This window comes from Roseburia sp. AM59-24XD (assembly GCF_003478445.1).
Lineage (GTDB): Bacteria > Bacillota > Clostridia > Lachnospirales > Lachnospiraceae > Jutongia.
On sequence record NZ_QUET01000001.1, the window covers coordinates 132,404 to 153,373 of the forward strand.

18 protein-coding genes and 1 pseudogene are annotated in these 20,970 nt (G+C 40.3%); all 19 read left to right on the forward strand.

The window, feature by feature from the left end; genetic code table 11:
* Nucleotides 1-4 precede the first annotated feature (4 nt).
* Nucleotides 5-886: a hypothetical protein gene (locus DXA20_RS00580; RefSeq protein ID WP_147403657.1), complete on the forward strand. Its 882-nt coding sequence runs from the start codon at nt 5-7 to the stop codon at nt 884-886.
* A gap of 12 nt (nt 887-898) precedes the next feature.
* Nucleotides 899-3,421: a BREX-1 system phosphatase PglZ type A gene (gene pglZ, locus DXA20_RS00585; protein WP_117886556.1), complete on the forward strand. Its 2,523-nt coding sequence runs from the start codon at nt 899-901 to the stop codon at nt 3,419-3,421.
* Nucleotides 3,422-3,445: 24 nt separating this feature from the next.
* Entirely contained in the window at nt 3,446-3,877 is a 432-nt protein-coding gene (locus tag DXA20_RS00590; RefSeq protein ID WP_118558924.1) for a hypothetical protein, read from the forward strand.
* Nucleotides 3,878-3,931: 54 nt separating this feature from the next.
* Nucleotides 3,932-4,627 carry a hypothetical protein gene (locus DXA20_RS00595; protein WP_118558925.1) on the forward strand — a complete coding sequence of 232 codons (696 nt, stop codon included), beginning with the start codon at nt 3,932-3,934 and terminating at the stop codon, nt 4,625-4,627.
* A 153-nt stretch (nt 4,628-4,780) separates the two neighbouring features.
* Nucleotides 4,781-6,811 (forward strand): protease Lon-related BREX system protein BrxL, encoded by a 2,031-nt coding sequence (gene brxL / locus DXA20_RS00600; RefSeq protein ID WP_117886558.1) that lies wholly within the window; start codon nt 4,781-4,783, stop codon nt 6,809-6,811.
* Between the two features lie 63 nt (nt 6,812-6,874).
* On the forward strand, nt 6,875-7,858 hold the full coding sequence (locus DXA20_RS00605; protein ID WP_117886559.1) for a helix-turn-helix transcriptional regulator: 984 nt from the start codon (nt 6,875-6,877) through the stop codon (nt 7,856-7,858).
* 31 nt (nt 7,859-7,889) lie between these two features.
* Complete coding sequence (locus tag DXA20_RS00610) at nt 7,890-8,990, forward strand: PDDEXK nuclease domain-containing protein (RefSeq protein ID WP_117886578.1); 1,101 nt, start codon at nt 7,890-7,892, stop codon at nt 8,988-8,990.
* Between the two features lie 251 nt (nt 8,991-9,241).
* Complete coding sequence (lexA, locus tag DXA20_RS00615) at nt 9,242-9,817, forward strand: transcriptional repressor LexA (RefSeq protein WP_330413094.1); 576 nt, start codon at nt 9,242-9,244, stop codon at nt 9,815-9,817.
* Nucleotides 9,818-9,947: 130 nt separating this feature from the next.
* The gene (locus DXA20_RS00620; protein WP_002594700.1) at nt 9,948-10,673 is read left to right on the forward strand and encodes an ImmA/IrrE family metallo-endopeptidase; all 726 of its coding nucleotides are present in this window, start codon (nt 9,948-9,950) and stop codon (nt 10,671-10,673) included.
* A gap of 555 nt (nt 10,674-11,228) precedes the next feature.
* Nucleotides 11,229-11,816: a sigma-70 family RNA polymerase sigma factor gene (locus DXA20_RS00630; RefSeq protein WP_117886561.1), complete on the forward strand. Its 588-nt coding sequence runs from the start codon at nt 11,229-11,231 to the stop codon at nt 11,814-11,816.
* A gap of 105 nt (nt 11,817-11,921) precedes the next feature.
* Nucleotides 11,922-12,482 (forward strand): type II toxin-antitoxin system PemK/MazF family toxin, encoded by a 561-nt coding sequence (locus DXA20_RS00635; protein ID WP_117886562.1) that lies wholly within the window; start codon nt 11,922-11,924, stop codon nt 12,480-12,482.
* Nucleotides 12,475-12,696, forward strand: coding sequence for an excisionase (locus DXA20_RS00640; RefSeq protein ID WP_117886563.1), 222 nt, complete (start codon nt 12,475-12,477; stop codon nt 12,694-12,696). The genes DXA20_RS00635 and DXA20_RS00640 overlap by 8 nt, the downstream gene beginning before the upstream one ends.
* A gap of 93 nt (nt 12,697-12,789) precedes the next feature.
* Nucleotides 12,790-13,008 carry an excisionase gene (locus DXA20_RS00645; protein ID WP_022146405.1) on the forward strand — a complete coding sequence of 73 codons (219 nt, stop codon included), beginning with the start codon at nt 12,790-12,792 and terminating at the stop codon, nt 13,006-13,008.
* A gap of 12 nt (nt 13,009-13,020) precedes the next feature.
* Complete coding sequence (locus DXA20_RS00650; RefSeq protein WP_022146406.1) at nt 13,021-13,239, forward strand: excisionase; 219 nt, start codon at nt 13,021-13,023, stop codon at nt 13,237-13,239.
* A gap of 11 nt (nt 13,240-13,250) precedes the next feature.
* The gene (locus DXA20_RS00655; protein WP_230398501.1) at nt 13,251-13,505 is read left to right on the forward strand and encodes an excisionase; all 255 of its coding nucleotides are present in this window, start codon (nt 13,251-13,253) and stop codon (nt 13,503-13,505) included.
* Nucleotides 13,506-13,516: 11 nt separating this feature from the next.
* The gene (locus DXA20_RS00660; protein ID WP_117886564.1) at nt 13,517-14,758 is read left to right on the forward strand and encodes a tyrosine-type recombinase/integrase; all 1,242 of its coding nucleotides are present in this window, start codon (nt 13,517-13,519) and stop codon (nt 14,756-14,758) included.
* Nucleotides 14,759-15,344: 586 nt separating this feature from the next.
* Nucleotides 15,345-16,202: a ParB/RepB/Spo0J family partition protein gene (locus DXA20_RS00665; RefSeq protein WP_158577078.1), complete on the forward strand. Its 858-nt coding sequence runs from the start codon at nt 15,345-15,347 to the stop codon at nt 16,200-16,202.
* A gap of 4 nt (nt 16,203-16,206) precedes the next feature.
* A complete protein-coding gene (locus tag DXA20_RS00670) occupies nt 16,207-16,887 on the forward strand; it encodes a zinc-ribbon domain-containing protein (protein ID WP_158577079.1) in 681 nt (226 codons plus the stop codon).
* Between the two features lie 523 nt (nt 16,888-17,410).
* A pseudogene (locus DXA20_RS17310) lies at nt 17,411-18,226 on the forward strand (N-6 DNA methylase); the annotation flags it as partial.
* Nucleotides 18,227-20,970: the final 2,744 nt, after the last annotated feature.

The following is a 20,970-nucleotide window of genomic DNA, read 5'->3' on the forward strand; positions in this document are numbered from 1 at the left end:
GGATATGATGGGTAAATGTGCATTATGTGGCGAAGATAAGGAACTGCAACTTAGCCATATTATTCCTAAATTTATAGGGAAATATCTGAAAAATACTTCGATAGGCAATATTCGCAGTCACGAAAATCCGAACCGAATTGCTCAGGACATCGAAAAGCATTATATGCTTTGTCACGATTGCGAAGAATTATTTAGTGCGTCTGAAAGATATTTCGCTAATACTGTCTTTTATCCGTATAAGCGAGATAAACACGAAATCTTTAACTATGACGAAAAACTTTTTTATTTCCTTACATCGTTATCTTGGCGAAGCCTTTATTTGGATATTGTAAATTTTGTTCGTGAAAAAAGTCTGAAACTGGATGTAATAGAAAGAATGATTGAAGCCGAAGGGATTATGAGAGATTTTCTCCTTAGCAAAAGAACGGATTTAAGCAATATTGAACATCATATTTTCTTCTTTGAACGAATAATGAATGTGAACGCACCTGATGATAATTTGTTAAAAACAGGACGACCTCATACCACCATTCATCGTTCTTTAACTTCGTATTCTGGCTACTCGGATAATACGATTTATACAATCTCAAATCTTATGGGTATTGTTGTAGTTACTCTATACTCAAAAGACGTGGATGAAATATGGAAAAACACACAAGTATTTAATGAAAAAAATATATTGGTAGCAGCAAACCAAGAAGTACAGAGTAGATTAGGAAATGAATTCGTATTTTGGATGGAACAATGTGAAAAAGATATAAATGTAATCAGCGAAGAAACGGAACAGAAAATATTGAAAAAGGTAATAGATTTAGGCGACGATATAAAAGAATATGCGATTTATCAGGATATTGTTGATGACAATCAGCTTGAAATTGATTTATAAGGCAGGTCAAACATGGCAGAACTAAACTTAAAACAGATTACAGACAAATTAAATAGTGAGTTTGCAAGTGATGTCCGTAAACTTGTGTTTTGGTATGATGCCAATGCGGAGTTTCAGGAGGATATTGACAGCATAGAATTGGAAAATGCAAAGGTTCTGCATCTTGAGCCGGACAATCAGTTCTATATCAAATACTTCTTGGAACGAGAGGATACGACAACCAATTATCTTGTGTACGCTCCTTTTGCAAAACCGAACATAAGGGACAACCATCTTGCAGATACAATCCGATATTCTAAAGAATTTTTTGCTGACCGTGCTTCCTTGCTCACGCTTGATTTGGGGATTGATGAACGGTACAAGCCTGTTATTCAGCATTATATTAAATTCTTTGCGAATAAAGACAGAACGCAGAAATTCTATGATTTGGAAATAGAGAATTTCAACAGAAGCACGATTGAAGTTGCATTGATGAGTGTGCTTTGCAAGGATAAGACCGCTTCGTTTGAAGAAGTGCTGCGTTCAATTTTAACAGACGATGGCTTGCTGGATAACAAATACCTAACAGAGTTTGAGAAGTATGATTTGCTTTCTGCATTCTGGCAGCAGGCAGATGTGGCATTTGGATATAATGACCCGAAGCCAACACTTGAAAAACTCGTTATCACGATGTTTGTTACATATGCGGCTAAGAGTATTCATACGGATATGCCGCAGGCTTGGAAACCATTTATTTCTTATAAATCCGGTAATATCATTGCATTTATGGATAACCTGATGAACAGTTATCTGTATGGTACACGTTTTGATGAGATTTCAGAGATTATCTATAATGCAATTAACGGTAAAAATTATCTTGAGAAGATGGAAGTGGAAACACTTGTAGCTTGCAATATCTTTGCAGGTGTTGATGAACTTCTGATTAGTTGGATTATCGGCAGACTTGAGAATGAGGATATAGGAGCAAAGCTGAATGGAAAGACGATTCCGGAGCTTTGTGTAGAACGCAGGAAGCAACATTTTGGAAAGAACTTCCGCAATGAGTATTTCATTCTTCAGAATGCCTTTGATATGATTGCTGAAGGTAAGTATCAGCCAGTTAGCGGTATCAAAAACTTGGTTAAGGAATATACGGAGTCAACTTATAAGATTGACCGTTATTATAGATACTTTTATTTTTACTTCGATAAATTGGAAGATACCACACAGTTTGAAAAAATCAGGGAACTGGTTGAGAATATCTATACGAATGAGTATCTGAATCGGATTACAGTGAACTGGAACAATGAGCTTGCAGACGCAGATGGAGAAACAGGACTTACGTTGCAGAGAGATTTCTTTGCAAGGCACATCAATTACTCAAAGGATAGAGTAGTAGTTATTATATCTGATGCACTCCGTTATGAGGTTGCACATACCCTGTTTGAAAAAATGCAGGCAGATGAGAAGTGCAATGCTTCTATCGGAGCAATGCAAGGTGTTCTTCCATCTTATACACCGTTAGGTATGGCTTCCCTGCTTCCGCATAAGACGATTGAATATAGTTCATCTTATGATGTGCTGGTTGACGGAAAAGCGTGCAGTTCCACGGAGCAAAGGGAATCTATTCTGAAAGAGTATAAAGTAAGCAGTAAGTGCATTCAGTTTGATTCAATGAAAACAATGAAACAGGCAGACCTTCGTTCTATCTTTACAGGACAGGACGTTGTGTATATTTATCATAATCAGATAGATGCCCGTGGAGATAAAGCGGCTTCTGAAAATGAAGTCTTTACTGCTTGCGAAGAAGCAATTGAAGAGATTTATACTTTGATAAAGAGAATTGCATCGCAGGCAAATACTTATCATTTTATTGTGACGGCAGACCACGGATTTATTTATAAGAGAGACAAAATTCAGGCAACAGATAAGATTGCCGGAGCTGCTTCAAAATCAAACAGTGTTGGACAGCGTTATTCCATATCTGCCGAAGAAATCAAGGCAGACGGAGTTTGCCATACAACAGTTGGTAAGGTACTTGGTAGTGTCGATGAACGTATCGTGTCATTCCCTCTTGCTTCAGATATTTTCAAGGTGGCAGGAGCAGGACAGAACTATGTTCATGGCGGCTGCTCTCCGCAGGAAATGCTTGTACCGATGATTGATGTGAAAGTGGATAAGGGCAAAAAGGAAACAAGCCTAGCAGAAATTGCTCTTGTAAGTTTGACTTCAAAGATTACAAATCTTATCACGACACTGGATTTTGTTCAGACAGAGCCGGTAAGTGATATTGTGAAAGAAACAAGTTACCGAGTATATTTCATTTCTGATAATAACGAGAAGATTTCTAATGAGAATATTGTTATTGCAGATAAGAAAGATAAAGATACGACGAAGCGTATGTTCAGACTCCGCTTTAACTTTAAGAACAAGAAATACGATAAATCACAGAAATACTACTTGGTTGCTTATGACGATAAGAATGATATAGAAGTTCTTCGTCACGAGATTATTATGGATATTGCATTTGCCGATGATTTTGGATTCTTCGGGTAATATCTGAAAAGGGGGTATCGCCTTATGGGAAGATGGGGCTTTTCTGATGCCTTAGCCTTTGCAGTTGCAATGACTGTTCGGGATATGAGCAGAGAGAAAGAGAAAAGACTGATTAAAACACAGAAGTTTTATCAGGAATGTTATGAAAAGATAGCCAGTGATAGCGAACGGGCATTCAATATTGTATCAAAGGTTGTAACAAAGGCATCACGCCGATATATTCCGAATGAGATAGCTTCGGGCAGTACCTACCTTGCGTTATATGCGTTTGCTCTTGTCATCGAAAGACAGGGCAGAGTGACAAAAGAGCAGAGTAAAATTATTAGGATTTACTTCAATAATATGAGCTTCCCATTTTCGGAGAGTGCATATTTAAGTGCAGCGAGAACCGGAGGAGAGGTTGGCAATTTCCGAAATGTCATATCTATAAGTAAGAGTTATGCAGGTGGCTTTTGAGTCAACTTCTTCCGGGCATTATACAAGTCCGGAACGCAGAAAGATTTGCAGGATATGATTGATTATACGACGTCAATCGTTATGCGGTTTTCGATTCTTGGAAATCCTGACAGTAACATTTCCAATGCAATATGTCAGAACTTTATTGACAGCGTAAATTATCAGATTAACCAAGTGCGTGAGATTTCCATTAAGGAAGTGGATTGGCTTGGGGTGATACCGATAGAAGACCGTTTGGAAGAAATGAAGTTTTTCTATGAGGATTTGATTGACAGGTCAAACATTACAAACGACATTTCAAAAGAAGAATTGCTTCCGTATTTGGAACTTCAGATTTTGAATTGTATCTGCGATGTTGTAATGATGACGAAACAGCCAAAGTCCGTGAAACTGAGAATGATGAATGATGCCGTCAGACTTTCAGGCATACATACTGGTGTAACACCGGAACAATATGTAAGAGAGATTGCTAACAATACGGAGATGGGGCAGTTTTATAAAACAATGTTCTCATCAGGTAATCCATTGGGTTCATTTTGGCTCGTGATTTTTACAATGGGTGGACAGCTTTATGGAACGGACGCAACTGATGAACCGATTGGAATTGTCAATAATATTTTTTCTATCCTGATTCAGATTGAGAATTATCTTGATGAAAAGTATAACTTCTTAGGAAAAGACAGCATAGCGAAAGAATATATGTTGCATATTATCGAGCAGCTTGCCGATAAGTGCGATGAGGAGGATTAGATTATAATGGATAACATTGAAAAAGATATAGCTCAGGGCTATGCCGATTTTGCAGATGATGAAGGAAGCATAGAAGAAGTAGAAACAGAGGAAAATATTGTAACAGAGAATAGCACATCATTTAGCTTTGAAGAAACTACCAATTTTTCTGAGATGAGTGATATAAACAGAAAACTCCGTACTTATTTTGATGGAAAAATTGTCCGTAAGGATTTGACGAAATCCATCAAAGAGGGAGCGAATGTTCCGGTTTATGTGCTTGAATTTTTACTGGGACAGTATTGCAGTTCTGATGACCCATCTATCATCGAAGAAGGTGTGGCGAATGTAAAAAGAATACTGGCAGACAATTATGTACGACCAGACGAAGCACAGAAAATTCTTTCCCTGCTCCGTCAAAGGGGAAGTCATACAGTCATTGATAAGATTACGGTTAATCTAAATATTAAAAAAGATACTTATGAAGCAGAGTTTTCTAACCTTGGAATTAAAGCAATTCCGATTAGCGAAGATTATCCGAGCAAATTTGACCGTCTGCTTTGTGGAGGTATCTGGTGTATTGTTCAGCTTGAATATGAATACATAGAGGAAGATAAGAATGCTTCTCCTATCCATATCCGTAAACTTACACCGATTCAGATGCCGCACGTTGACATCAATGAACTGAAACAAGGGAGAAAGGCGTTTACAAAAGATGAATGGATAAGCGTAATGCTCCGTTCCATCGGTATGGAACCGGATACACTGACCGAAAGAGAAAAGTGGTTGCTTCTTGCCCGTATGTTACCGCTCGTAGAAAATAATTTTAATTTGTGTGAACTCGGACCGAGAAGTACAGGTAAATCTCATTTATACAAAGAAATTTCACCGAACAGTATTCTTGTTTCCGGTGGTCAGACAACAGTAGCAAATCTGTTCTACAATATGGCAAGAAAGACAGTTGGTCTTGTCGGTTTGTGGGATTGTGTCGCTTTTGATGAGGTTGCAGGTATCAATTTCAAAGATAAAGACGGTATCCAGATAATGAAAGATTATATGGCTTCCGGTTCTTTTGCCCGTGGAAAAGAAGAAAAGTCTGCTTCTGCATCAATGGTATTTGTGGGTAATATCAATCAGAGTGTTGATGTGCTGTTGAAAACATCGAGTCTGTTTGCTCCGTTCCCGCCGGAAATGGGAACAGATACAGCGTTCCTTGACCGTATGCACTGCTATATTCCGGGTTGGGAAATTCCAAAATTCAGACCGCAGCACTTTACAAATGATTATGGTTTTATCAGTGACTATCTTGCAGAGTTTATCAGAGAACTTCGTAAAGAACAGTATGGCGATGCCTTGGATAAATACTTCCGCCTTGGAAAGAACTTAAACCAGCGTGATACGATTGCAGTCAGAAAGATGGTCGGTGGATTTATCAAGCTGCTTTATCCTGATGGAGAATATACCAAGGAAGAACTGGAAGAAGTTTTAAAGATTTCTCTCGAGATGCGTCGTAGAGTCAAGGAACAGTTGAAGAAACTTGGCGGTATGGAGTTCTATGATGTGAATTTCTCATACATTGACAATGAAACATTTGAGGAATTCTATGTATCCGTGCCAGAGCAGGGCGGTGGAAAACTGATTCCGGAAGGAATGTGTAATCCGGGACAAGTCTATACCGTGGCTCAGGGTAAAACGGGTATGCTTGGTGTATTCCGTTTGGAATCTCAGATGATGCCGGGTAACGGAAAGTTCGAGCGTTCCGGTTTAGGCTCTGATGGAAAATGTAAAGAAGCAACGAATACTGCGTTTAATTTCTTGAAAGCCAATTCTAACCGTATCAGTGGCTCTATCAGTACAACGACAAAGGATTATATCATCAATTACCAAGACTTGCAGGGCATTGGTATGACAGACAAATTGGCATTGCCAACACTGATTGCTTTATCTTCAGTGGCATTAGGTAAACCTGTTGCAAGCAGTCTTGCAGTTCTTGGAGAAATCAGTATCGCAGGAACACTTATCAAAGTTGATGAGCTTGCAAACAGTTTGCAGGTATGTTTGGACAGTGGGGCAAAGAAAGTTTTGCTCCCTATTGTATCAGCAGCAGACATCGGAGCAGTTCCATCGGATTTAATTGGCTGCTTTAATTTGATTTTCTATTCCAGTGCGGAAGATGCAGTATATAAGGCATTGGGCGTGGAATAAAAGGATAATGCGATGATAGATTTAAATTGTGCAGACGGTCTGCACAATTAGGAAAGGAAGGCTATGGAAACAAAGCCAAGGATTTTATATTTACAAAAGATTTTACTGGAAAGAACCGATGAAGAAAATCCTCTTTCCACAACACAGTTAATCAATATACTGAATGATGAATACGGAATATCTGCACATAGAACGACGGTCACAAAGGACATTGCTGCACTTCAGGAGTTTGGAATGGACATTGTTACTATCCATTCTACTCAGAGCAAATACTTTGTAGCCAGCCGTAAGTTTGAATTGCCGGAATTGAAACTACTGATTGATGCAGTAGAGTCATCGAAGTTTATTACAAAAAAGAAAAGCGAAATTCTGATTGAGAAGATACATACGATGACCAGTCCGGGGCAGGTGGCAAAGCTGAAGCGTAATAACTATGTGGTCAATCGCATTAAGCCGGATAATGAACAGATATATTACATCATTGACGCTATAAATGACGCCATCAATGCAGGCAAGCAAATTTCTTTCCAGTATTATGATTATACCGGATTAAAGAAAAAGGTTCTGAAGAATAAGGGCGAAGTATATAAGTTCAGTCCGTATAAACTTCTCTGGTGCGGGGACTATTATTATGTTCTCGGATATTCAGAGAAGAAAAGCAAGGTTATCAATTTCAGGGTAGACCGTATTGCTTCTAAGCCGGAGATACTGGATAAGGACATTATTCCTATGCCTGATGATTTTGATATTGAGAATTACACAAAGGAAGTATTCTTTATGTTCTCAGGCGAGAAAGTTCTGGTGGATTTACGGTGTGATAACAGCCTGATGAAAACAATGGTTGACCGCTTCGGAGAAGATGTAACAACCCTTGCGTATGATATGACTTCTTTCAGGATACAGACCGAAGTATCAGCCAGTCCGACCTTTTTCGGTTGGGTGTTTGGCTTTAATGGAAAGGTACAGATACTTGCACCTGAGAGTGTGAAAGAACAGTACAGACAGATGATTGCAAAAGCCGATGAGGATATGCAGGAAAGCGAATAATTTGAAAATAAAATCCAAAGGAGCGGTAGCTATGGAGAATAAATTAGAAAAAATCGGTCAAAATAGTTTTATGGATAATTTTGTTAAAACCGATGACATCTTAAAGGATATGTGTGGGATTATCGAGTCCTCACAAAAAGCTGCATATCAGGCTGTCAATACATTGCTCGTGCAGAGAAATTGGTTGATTGGTTACAGAATAGCAGAAGAAGAATTAGGTGGAGATGAACGCTCGGAGTATGGGCTAGAGGTAATAAAGAAAATTTCTAAAGAACTGACTCAGCGATATGGAAAAGGATATGATAGAAGTAATTTATATCATTGTCTGAAGTTTTATAAAACCTTTCCTGAAATTGTCGACACGGCGTGTAGACAATCCGGCGTTCTGCTTTCGTGGTCGCATTATAGAACATTATTACAGGTCAAAGACCCTGAAGCTCGTGACTGGTATGAGAAAGAAGCCACAGAACAAACTTGGAGTGTCCGTACTTTGCAGAGGAACATTTCTTCTCAGTATTATTACCGTATGCTCAAGACACAGAAAAAAGAGCTTGTAGAAAGTGAAATGAAGGAACTGACTGCACCGTATCAGAATGATAAGTTAGAGTTCATCAAAAATCCGGTAGTTGCGGAGTTCTTAGGGTTTTCGCAGAATACAGATTTTACAGAGAGTGACCTTGAGAAAAGTATTCTTTCCAATTTGCAGAAATTTTTGATGGAGCTTGGGAAGGGATATGCTTTTGTGGCAAGGCAACAGCACATTCATACGGAGAAGCAGGACTATTTTATCGACCTTGTGTTTTACAATTACATACTGAAATGCTTTGTCCTCATCGACTTGAAAACAGAGAAGATAACACATCAAGATGTAGGACAGATGGACATGTATATCCGTATGTATGACGAACTGAAACGCAGTGAAGGCGATAACCCAACAATCGGTATTGTTCTTTGTTCCGATACAGATGATGATATTGCCCGTTATTCTGTTATGCACGGCAATGAACAATTATTTGCTTCCAAGTACAAATTATACTTACCGACAAAAGAAGAACTGAAAGCGGAGATTGAAACCCAAAAGGCAATGTTTTATCTTCAGCAGCAGGATAACGAAGAAAAGGAAACAGAATAGAATTTGTGCAGACGGTCTGCACAAATTGCAAAATCTAAGTTCATTGAACAAAAAAGCCTTTATGGGCGGAATTTTTCAATGAAAATATTGAAAGATACTGAGGTGTTAGCAAATTGCGACACCTCTTTTCTTTTGCGAAAAACCTACTTGAAAAATTTTTCGTATCAGGTATAATAAAACTATCGAAAGCAAACTGCTTCCGATAGAAAAGAAAGCGAGGTGCAGGTATGAGAAGCAAGAGTCCTGAACTTATGAGTGAAATAAAAAAGTATATTGAGGATTATTACCTGCAAAACAGACAATCCCCATCGACTACAAAGATTGCTGAAGCTGTTGGCATTGCCAGAGGTACAGCATATAAATACTTGGTAGAGATGGCTGAGAAGAATATGATTGAGTACGACGGGCAGGAGATTAGTACCAATGTGACCCGTAAGTACAGTGGCGAACAGACACAGACGCCGATTGTAGGTTCTATTCCTTGTGGAAGTCCTCAGTATGAGGAAGAAAATATTGAAGAATATGTATCACTTCCTACTGCTATTTTCGGCAAAGGAGATTTCTTTATATTAAGAGCAAGCGGTCAGTCTATGATTGAAGCAGGGATTGATGACGGCGACCTTGTGGTTGTCAAAAAGCAGGTAGAAGCCAAAGAGGGCGATATAGTAGTTGCCCTTGTGGATAATCAGAATACATTGAAACGTTACTTCCGAGATGATGAGAATCAGAAAATCATTCTCCACCCGGAAAATAAGAAGATGAAAGACATCATTGTAGATGAGTGCTGCATTCAGGGTGTGGCTTGTCACATCATCAAAGAATTATAACAGAGGACAGACGAATGAGAACACTTGAAGGAATTCGCTATCTAATCAATTTGGATAGTGCGGAAATACAACAGAACTTTGCCGGAGGAGTTGCACCACCGGACAAGGTGGAGTCGGAGGTGGACACAACTTGAGTATTTATATGTCAAGAGCCGAGTTGGAAGAAATCAGCGAAGGCTTGATAACAGCTTATGCTAATAAGTTTAGCAATCGAGTGATTCAATCCATCGACATAGAACATTTCATTACAGAATTTCTTATGTTACGAATTGAATACGCTTCTTTCGCAGAAGATGATGCAGGCAGGATTGGCTTTCTGGCAGATGGAGCAACACCACTGCTGGTACATCAGGACGGAAAAATTATTCCCTTTGTTTTCCCGAAAGATACCATCGTACTTGATAAATTTCTTCTTGCTGAAAAGGAGCAGGGACGTCGCAGATTTACAATGGCACACGAAGCGTCACATCATATCTTGAGTAAGATGTATGCAATGCCGAGTGAAGGACGCTTTCATGCAGAGTATGACAGTGAGCGTAGTTATTCCAAAGAGGAACTGGCTCAGATGTTTGCGTCTGTTGAGTGGCAGGCAGATACAATGGGAGCTTCGCTTCTTATGCCGAGAAGAATTATTGAAAATGCCTTGGCGAAATATAATCAGTCAAATCCGATAAGAGTTTATGGCGATAATACCATCACTTCAAAGGATAAAGCAGTTATCCGTAGAATGGCAGCTTATATCGGAGTATCTTATACAGCCTTGGTTATCAGATTGAGAGATATGGGACTATTTGAGTATCACAATATCCTTGAGTACATTTCCAATGAGTTAAATCTGGGAGGTGTTTCGCAATGAGGGTACAGACTCAGGTAGCACCTGAAATACAAAAGAGATTGCTTCTGTCAAGAGTAGAAGCAGAAAGCCTGAAAGAGCGTGATATTTTCTGCCCGACTTGCGGGTTCAGGATACAGAGAGTTTTTTCAGACACAACCGGACATTTGAGTGTGAAGTGTCAGAAATGCAAGAATGTCCACATCTTAAATCTCGCTTACTTCCGAAGAATCCGTAGGAACGGATATGGCAGGAATTGCAGGCGATGAAGATTACAAGTAAATATTGAAACGATTTCTAATCGAGTAAGCGGAGATAAGCAATTTATTTGCTAAACTACCAAGCACCGTACGAAGCCGGATAAGTGAAGAATAGAAGTATTCCTTGCTGTCCAGATTCGACGGTGCTTTTTTGTTGCTGTTTTATTCGATTATGCTTCGTGCAGTATTAGGTCTTTTCCCTTACTTGGGAAAGGACTTTTATGTTTTATAACGCTTGGCAGTGCCAGATAGCTGAGTACCCATAATCTCCGAATTTTGAAACTTATCAATTTTTCAAAATTCAAAGGAGATTACGGAAATGACAAACAAACTTACATTAGCAGAACAAGAAGAATTATTTGCAAAGGATTGTAAACTGATAAATCTTAAATACGAATATAACGGTTATACCGGAGATGAGAAATGGGCGATTATTACGGAATTATCTGTAAAAGAGCTTTGGGAGAAGTATTACCTTGTTATAGAAAGATATTCTCCGTTTGTTCATCTTTCCATTGCTCAGGGAGAGGTAATTGACGATGCAAACCGAAATGAGGACAAGTATGCAAAGAGAAGCAGTCGCACACTTGACTGCTATGGATATGACGATGAAATGTCCTCACAGTTCCATAAAGAACTTGCCATTATGTTTGACGACCCGTTTGAAAGAGCAGAGGAAGAAAGACTTGAACTGGAAAGAGAAGAATTGCGTCAGTGTGAAATCAGGAAAGCAAGAATAGCACTTTCGATGTTGCAGCCACTTCAAAGGGAACGCCTTATGAAGAATGTGTGCTGCGGTCTGAGTTCCAGAGCGATTGCAAAGCAGGAGGGCGTATATTACAGCTCCGTGGATAAGTCCATTGCTGCGGCAAAGAAAAACTTTATCAAATTTTATGAAAATCTCTGATTTTGGGTGTGCATTTCAGACCCCTTTGTCCAAATGAGTGAAGGGGTTATTTCATTCCGGATACAAATGACACTTTAAAAATTTGATTCTTGTGAGGTTATGTATATGAAAGAAAAAATGATTTGTCGTGGGGATTTATTCTACTATGACTTTGGAGATAACAGTGGTTCAGTACAAAGTGGAGAGCGTCCGGTACTTGTCGTTCAGGCAGATGATTACAACCAGAATGCTCCAACGATTATTGTTGCGGCAGTTACAAGTGTAATCAAGAAAAGATATTTGCCATCGCACATTATTCTCGGCGAGAAGTTTGGACTGAAGAAACCGTCAATGGTTCTTCTGGAGCAGATACGGACAGTCAATAGAGAGGATTTGCGTGAATACATAGGTACGGTAGATGATAATAAACTTTTCAGGCAGATAAACGCAACTTTGAAAAAGACTTTTGGACTTTGGGTTTACAAGCCGGAGGGGAAAGAAAATATTCGCTGCCTATGCCCGAAGTGCCTGAATGATTATATTCATAATCCGGACTATATTGTAAGGCGACTCAACCCATTTGCAAAGCGAAAAGACAGATGTGATAAGTGCGATGGGGATGGTTGGGATTATGTTGTTACCGACAGATATTCATCAAAGAAAGAAAAGAGGTGTAAGAATGTCTAATAACAGTGTAAAGAAGCTGAGTTATAATGTACCTCTTTGGCATAAGCCTAATTTGTCGATTGAAGAAGCATCTATATATTCCAATATTGGAACAGGAAAACTTTATGAAATGACGGAAAAGCAAGATTGCCCGTTTGTACTTTGGATAGGAAGCCGCCGAATGATAAAGCGAAAAATTTTTGAGGAATATATTGCAAATCAGTATTCTATTTAATGAAAAAGTCAAATCTGCGATGAGCAAATTCGCATCGTTGGCTCAGTGTAGATTTTTAAGTATGCTGTAACCACGCAAAGGAGGTTACAGCATATGAACAACGAAAAAGATGAAACAATCTATAATGTCCCACTTTGGGAGAAAGTAATGCTTACAATTGATGAAGCCGCAGCTTATACAGGTGTTGGAAGCAGAAAAATCAGACAGCTTACCGATAATGAAAGATGTCCGTTCGTTTTATGGAATGGCTCAAAGCGACTTATCAAGAGAGAAGAATTTGTTGAATTTATAAAAAAGCAGTATTCGATATGAGGAGGTATTATTGTGAGTAATCCAGTAAAAAAAGAAAGATTAGAAGTACCGATATGGCATAAGCCGTATCTGACCATTGATGAAGCTACTGCCTATACCGGCATTGGCAGAGAAAAACTTCGTGAAATGACAAGGTTTGCTGATTGTCCATTTGTGTTATGGGTGGGAAAACGCCGAATGATAAAAAGAGAATTGTTTGATGAGTACATTGAAAAAATGTATGAGATTTAGGAGGTGGAACGATGAATGTGGATTTTGCGGATAAAGAAATGATTGCTTATCGGGAAAGCCTTATAGAAAAGAAAAAAGAGCAGCCATTTTGGAAAAAGAAATGTTTGTCGGTAAACGAAACAGCCGCTTATACAGGCATCGGAAGGGGAAAAATACGAGAGTTAATGAAAAGGAAAGACTGCAATTTTATGACGACAGACGGTTATCAGGTGTATGTCATCATCGACAAATTTGTGAAATTTTTAAATAGCAGGAATGAAATATAGGAGGAACAGCCGTGGCAAGACCAAAACGAAAAGATAAAACAAGGACAGTTCTTCGCACGGGAGAACTTCAAAGAAGTGATGGAAGTTATCAGTACAGTTGGACTGATGAAAACCATAAAAGAAGATATGTCTATTCAAAAACACTTGAAGCACTCAGGATTAAAGAGGAAGCGATTGAGAAAGACAAAAGTGATGGCATAAAAGCGGAAGCACGATATGTTACACTCGATGATTTATATGAGTTATGGAAAGACTTGAAGAGAGGATTGAAAAACAACACTTTTGAGAATTACAAATATATTTATGAAACCTTTGTACGTCGGCAAATCGGTTCTAAGAGAGTCTCAACATTTTTGAAATCAGATATTAAGAGATTTTATAATTATCTGGTTGACGAGCGAGGATTGAAGCCTGCAACAGTTGATGGTGTCCACAACATTCTTCATCAGATATTTGATATGGCGGTTGATGATAACTATATCAGAAACAATCCGACAAATAATGTTTTGAGGGAATTGAAAAAAGCTCATTGCTTCAAGACAGAGAAACGCAGGGGACTTACTCGACCTGAACAGGAATTGTTTATGGATTATCTGAAGAACTCTAATACAGCAGTGTATTGGTATCCGGTGTTTGCAGTAATGCTTGGAACGGGATTAAGAGTTGGAGAAGTTACAGGACTCAGATGGTGTGATATTGATTTGGAAGATGGAATTATAGATGTTAATCACACGTTGGTTTATTATGACCACAGAACTTCTGAAGGAAAAAAGGGCTGCTATTTCAATGTGAATACTCCAAAGACAGAAGCCGGAAATAGACAAGTTCCGATGCTCGATTTTGTTAAAGAAGCATTTGTTATGGAAAAACAACGACAAGAACTGCTAGGGGTTCACTGCGAAGCAACCATAGATGGATATACAGATTTTATATTTCTCAATCGCTTCGGACAGCCACAACATCAATCGACTTTGAATAAGGCAATCCGACGCATTATCCGTGATTGCAATGATGAGCAGTTTTTGAAAACGGAAAATCCAGAAGTGCTTTTACCGCATTTTAGTTGTCATTCGCTCAGACATACATTTACAACGAGAATGTGTGAAGCAGGTGTAAATATAAAAGTTATTCAGGATACACTCGGACATAAGGATATAACAACAACCTTAAATATCTATACTGATGTAACAAAGGAACTAAAAAGAACCGAGTTTGATGGACTGGATAAATATTTTAATAATTCAATAGCGTAGGAAAAAGTGGCGTACTTTAAAATGAAAATTGGTACGCTGCTTTTTTTGGTCTGATTGACTTATTCAATAATAAAGATTATAATTTAGTAAGCAATCCGATTGAAGAACCCATTCTCTCAATCGGGATTTACATCAAATACATCAAATACATCAAATAATACAACTACTTATGCGGAAAGCAATTAATTTTAAAGGTAAACAAGGCTTTTTATTTGGTTGTAAACAGCAAAGTAGGGAGTTGCTCAGGGATATGAGTGGTTTTAGAACTGCGTCGGAGAAAGTCCCGACGATGAAGAGCATCGACAAGTAAAACCCAGTGTTTATGCGGGTTTGCAGACATTCATTGCAAGCAAATGACATCAAAAAGACATCAAATTCGCAACCTTAGTTACAACTTCTTGCATTAATTTGCAAGGAAAATCAACAAAGGAAAGAATTTTGAACACATATTAAGACACTTTCTAGTAAGGAAGTGTCTTTTTTTGTCTCTTGCTCCTAGAAAAAACAAAAAAGGAGGATTTCGATGTCAATGCGAACAAGAGCAGGGAAGAAAATATCCCTGACGAATTATGAAGAATTACTGGCTGTGCCGACAATCGAAGGCGCAAGTGATATTCCGCTGGATCAGTTACATGAATTTAAGGGACATCCCTTTCATGTAGTGGATGATGAAGCAATGGATGAACTGGTGGAATCAATTAAAGCAAAAGGTGTATTGTCTCCGGCAATCGCGAGAAAACGACCGGAGGGAGGATTTGAACTAATCTCCGGTCATCGGAGAACACATGCCGCAAGACGGGCAGGACTTGATAAGATCCCGGTATTTGTAAAAGATTATTCAGACGATGAGGCGGTATGCATTATGGTGGATTCTAATATCCAAAGAGAAAGAATACTGCCAAGTGAGAAAGCGTTTGCTTTGAAGATGAAAATGGATGCCATGAGGCATCAGGGATTTAGAAGTGATTTGACTTCAGATCAAAATGAGCTGAGGTCAACTTCAGACCAAAATGGTCCGAAGTTAATGTCAAATCAAATTGGTATGATGTATGGAATGTCGAGTTCACAAGTTAAGAGGTATATCCGCTTAATCCATTTACTGCCGGAACTGTTATCACTGGTAGATCAAGAGAAGATTAAAGTGACCAATGCAGTAGAGATTTCCTTTTTATCTGTCGATGTGCAGAAACAGGTCTTAGCCTACATAAAGAATGGACATTCATTGACCAAAAACAAAATTATGCAGCTTCGGAATTGCGATACTGATACCACCGATTCTGCCGAAGTTGACAAAATATTACATGGTCAGACAAAGCCGGTAGAGATAAGACAGATTGTTTTGACTAACAGAGAACTTGGAAAGTATTTTCCGAATCAAGTTACAGAGAAAGAAATCAAAAGACAGATCATTCACTTGCTGGATGAATGGAAGGCAAGGGGGTGAGAGTGTGAGAAGTGTTGAAGAGAACTCTCCAGAGCTTGCGAATGAATGGGGACCGGACAATGGAAGCTTTACACCACAAAATGTGTCCTATGGATCAAATAAGAGCATCCAGTGGATTGGAAAGTGCGGACATACTTGGATCACATCTCCAAAAGCAAGGGCACATGGAGAAGGGTGTCCCTACTGCGCCGGAAAGAAAGTTTTAACAGGTTTTAACGATCTGAAATCACAGTATCCGGAACTGGCAGAGGAATGGTCTGATAAGAATGAATTACATCCTGATATGGTTACGACAGGTTCCTCAAAAAAAGTTTGGTGGAAATGTCATATATGCGGTTATGAATGGCGGGCGGTGATCAAAAATCGTGTTGGAGGAAGCGGATGTCCGAATTGTGTGAATCGCATACTGATAAAAGGAAAGAACGATTTTGCAACCTTACATCCGGACAAGGCATTAGACTGGTCAGAAAAGAATGTGCCTAAGAAGCCTAATATGTTTTTTGAGTTTTCTAATTACAGGGCATGGTGGAAATGTCATGTTTGTGGATATGAGTGGCAGGCACCGATTGCAAACCGGAGTGGAGGAAGTGAATGTATGTGCTGCTCCGGGATGCGGTTGGAGGCAGGCATGTTGGAGATGGAAAGATGGTACATGCAGCGAACGAAAACCGGGGTGTGGTGTTAGATCCCCTTCGGACAAACCATGTGGTATTTTATGCCAGACATTGCTTCGTGGAAGTGGATTTCAGAATGGAAAAGAGAGAATTTATGAATTCTATCAGAACATTACAGATAAAAAGGAAAGAGTGTCAGCCATCCGGAAGGAATATGGACAGGGTGGTGCCGGCTGGCCACTGGAAGGTTACGGACTGCATGGATATGATACCTTTCACGGGAAAGGACTCCGGCTGCAGTGGAGAGATGAGGAAGGCGAAAAGGAAGGTTATGTAAGCTGGACAACCATTGAGGCAGAGATCGGTGCACTGATCTTAACCGGGGACTATTACCAGCCTGTGATAAAGGAGGATATCGAACCGGATTACGAGGAAGAAGATGAAGTCATTGATGCAGAGTATTGGGAGATTCTTGAAGAGGAGCATGAGCTTACCGATGATGAGATTGAGGAAATCTTAGAGGAAGACCGCAGGCGAGCGGATGAACGCTATGAGTCGGAGCATCCCGAAGAATATCCGGCAGAGAATTATCACATGGATTCTTTTACGGAAACCCATGCCGGTCCCAAGGCACGATTTGACTGGAATATCACGGCGATCAAAACCTTGAAAAAGGTGGAGCGTGAACACCGTCCGGCAACGGTAAAAGAGCAGGATATTTTAGCCAGATATGTCGGCTGGGGTGGACTGCCGCAGGCATTTGATACGGATAACGAAAGCTGGAAACAGGAGTATGCACAGTTAAAGGAGTTATTAACGGATGCAGAGTATCGGGCGGCAAGAGAAACCGTGACGGATGCGTTTTATACACCGCCGGAGATAGCAGGGGCAATGTATCAGGCATTATCGCAGTTTGGATTTACCAAGGGAAATATTCTGGAGCCGAGCATGGGGATTGGTAACTTTTTCGGCAGTATGCCCAAAGAGATGGAAAGAAACTGTCAGTTATATGGTGTGGAAAAGGATGATATCAGTGGTCGTATTGCGAGGCTGCTGTATCCCAAAGCGGATATCCAAATTGCAGGATTTGAGACGGTAGATTATGAGGATAACTTCTTTGATGCTGTCATTGGAAATGTGCCATTTGGAGACTTTAAGCTGTATGACCGCAAGCACAATGCGATGGAGTTTAAGGTACACGATCACTTTATTGCAAAGTCGATTGATCATGTGCGACCGGGAGGTATTGTGGCGGTAATTACCACAAAGGGAACATTAGATAAGCAGAATAGTACGGTGCGAAAATATCTTGCACAAAGGGCAGAACTCATAGGAGCAATACGACTTCCAAATACTGCTTTTAAGGCAGATGCCGGAACGGAAGTGACCAGTGATATTTTATTCTTTCAGAAACGGGAGAGAAAGATTGTGGCAGAGCCGGACTGGGTACATCTGGGACTGACAGAGGATAAAATCCCGGTCAACAGTTATTTTGTGGAACACCCGGAGATGATCCTGGGGCACATGATACGGAATACGGGCAGATTTGGAGAAAACAGTAATCTGACAGCCTGTGTAAACGATGATCCGGATTTTGATCTGCAGGAAGCACTTACCTGTGCGGTTTCTAATATTCATGCTCAGATCACTGATTTTGAACGCACAGTAGAGGAGGGGGAAGAACCGGAGGAATATCTTCCGGCAGATCCTGATGTGAAGAACTTTACCTATACATTCATTGATGGTGTTCTCTATTTCCGGAAGGACTCACGAATGGTCAGACAGGAGGTGGGAGATAAGGTGCTTGAAAGAATTAAGGGCATGGATGCCATACGTACCGCTACAAGACATTTGATCGACATTCAGTTGTCCGGGTGCAGTGAACAGGCATTAAGGCAGGCGCAGGAGGAATTAAATACCGTATATGACCAATTTACAAAAAAATATGGTTATATCACAGCAAAGGGTAATGCCAGAGCCTTTCGGGATGATGGTGATTATCCTTTACTTTGTTCATTGGAAATGGTGGATGAGGACGGCGTGGTGTCAAAGGCAGATATGTTTACCCGGCAGACCATTAAGGCAAAGCAGGCAGTGGATCATGTGGAAACAGCCGTAGAAGCACTGAATGTATCCGTGAATGAGTTTAACGGTGTAAACATCGCATTTATGCTCAGTATTTACCAGCCGGATCTAACTTTAGTAAAAGAGAAGCTGGCAAAAGAGAATAACACTACACCGGAGGAGATTCATTTTTCGGATGATCTGGCAGCAGAGCTCTCCAGAGCAAAACTTATTGAGGAGCTGAATGGACTGATCTTCTTAAATCCGATGGAGTATAACGAACACGATCCGGATCATGGCTGGGAAACAGCAGACGAATACCTGTCCGGCAATGTCCGGGATAAGCTGCGACTTGCAAATGCTGTGGCAAAGGAACAGCCGGACCTGTTTGCGGATAATGTGACTGCTTTAGAGCAGGTACAGCCGAAAGATCTGGATGCATCTGAGATCGATGTGCGTATCGGAACAACATGGATCGAGCCGGAAGATTATGAAGCGTTTATTTTTGAACTTCTTGACACACCACGCCGGTCACGGGCAGTACGGAGTACCTATTATAGTTCCGGCATACAGATCCATCTGAATAAATATACGATGGAGTGGTTTATTGAGAATAAGTCATATGACAAATCCTCGGTGGCTGCCAGTAAAACCTATGGTACTTCCCGCATGGATGCCTATACGATCTTTGAGACAACGCTAAATCTCAGAACCGTAACCGTGCGTGACCGCATTGAGGATGGAGATGGCAGATACCATTATGAGATCAATCAGAAGGAAACGATGCTTGCAAGAGAGAAGCAGAACCAGATGAAAGAAGCCTTTAAGGAATGGATCTTTGCAGAACCGGAGCGGCGTAATAAGTATGTGAATTATTATAATGAAACCTTTAACAATGTCCGGCTTCGGGAATATGATGGCAGTCATTTGGAATTTCCGGGGATGAATCCGGATATTCATTTGAAATCACATCAGGTTAATGCGATCGCCAGAGTGCTGATGGGAGGAAACACGCTGTTAGCACACTGCGTCGGAGCGGGAAAAAGTTTTGAGATGATGGCAGCCTGTATGGAACAGAAACGGCTTGGTCTTGCAAATAAGACAGCGATGGTTGTACCAAAGGCATTGATCGGGCAGACGGCAAGTGAGTTTTTAAGGCTTTATCCGTCAGCAAACATTCTGGTGGCAACCGAGCGGGACTTTGAAAAGAGCAGGCGGAAACAGTTTATCTCAAGGATTGCGACAGGAGATTATGACTGTATCATTATGAGCCATTCGCAGTTTGAAAAGATTCCTATTTCACCGGAGCGCAAGGAGGCGATGATCCGGAAACAGATTGAGGAGATTGCCCATGCGATTGATGAGATGAAGTCACAAAACAGTGAGCGATGGACAATCAAACAGATGGAATCACAGAAAAAGCGGCTTGAGGAGCAGATCAAAAAGATGACCTCGGAAGAGAGGAAAGATGATCTGATTACCTTTGAGGAGCTTGGTATTGATTCTATTATGGTCGATGAGGCACATGCGTTTAAGAACCTTGCCATCTTCAGTAAGATGAATGTTTCCGGTATTACCGGGACCGGCAGCCAGAGAGCCATGGATATGTTTTTGAAGTGTGAATATATCAACGAGTTAAATGGTGGCAGGGGCATCGTATTTGCAACCGGAACACCGATCAGCAATACGATGTGCGAGATGTATGTCATGCAGAGTTTCCTGCAGAAAGATACCTTGGAGCAGCTCGGCATTTACCACTTTGACAGTTGGGCGGCAAACTTTGGAGAACAGACCACAGCATTAGAGCTTACTGTTGAGGGAAGCGGATTTCGTTTTAAGACGAGATTTAATAAGTTTACAAATCTGCCGGAGCTTATGAATCTGTTCAAAGAGGTGGCAGATATTCAGACAAGGGACATGTTGGATCTGGATGTGCCGGAACTTCGTGGCGGTAAGTATATCATCGTGGAGAGTGAGCCGGACTGGTATGTGAAGCAGGTCATGGAGGAATTTGTTGCAAGGGCAGAGCGTATCCGAAGCGGAGGGGTTGATCCCAGTGAGGACAATTTCTTAAAGATCACTCATGAGGC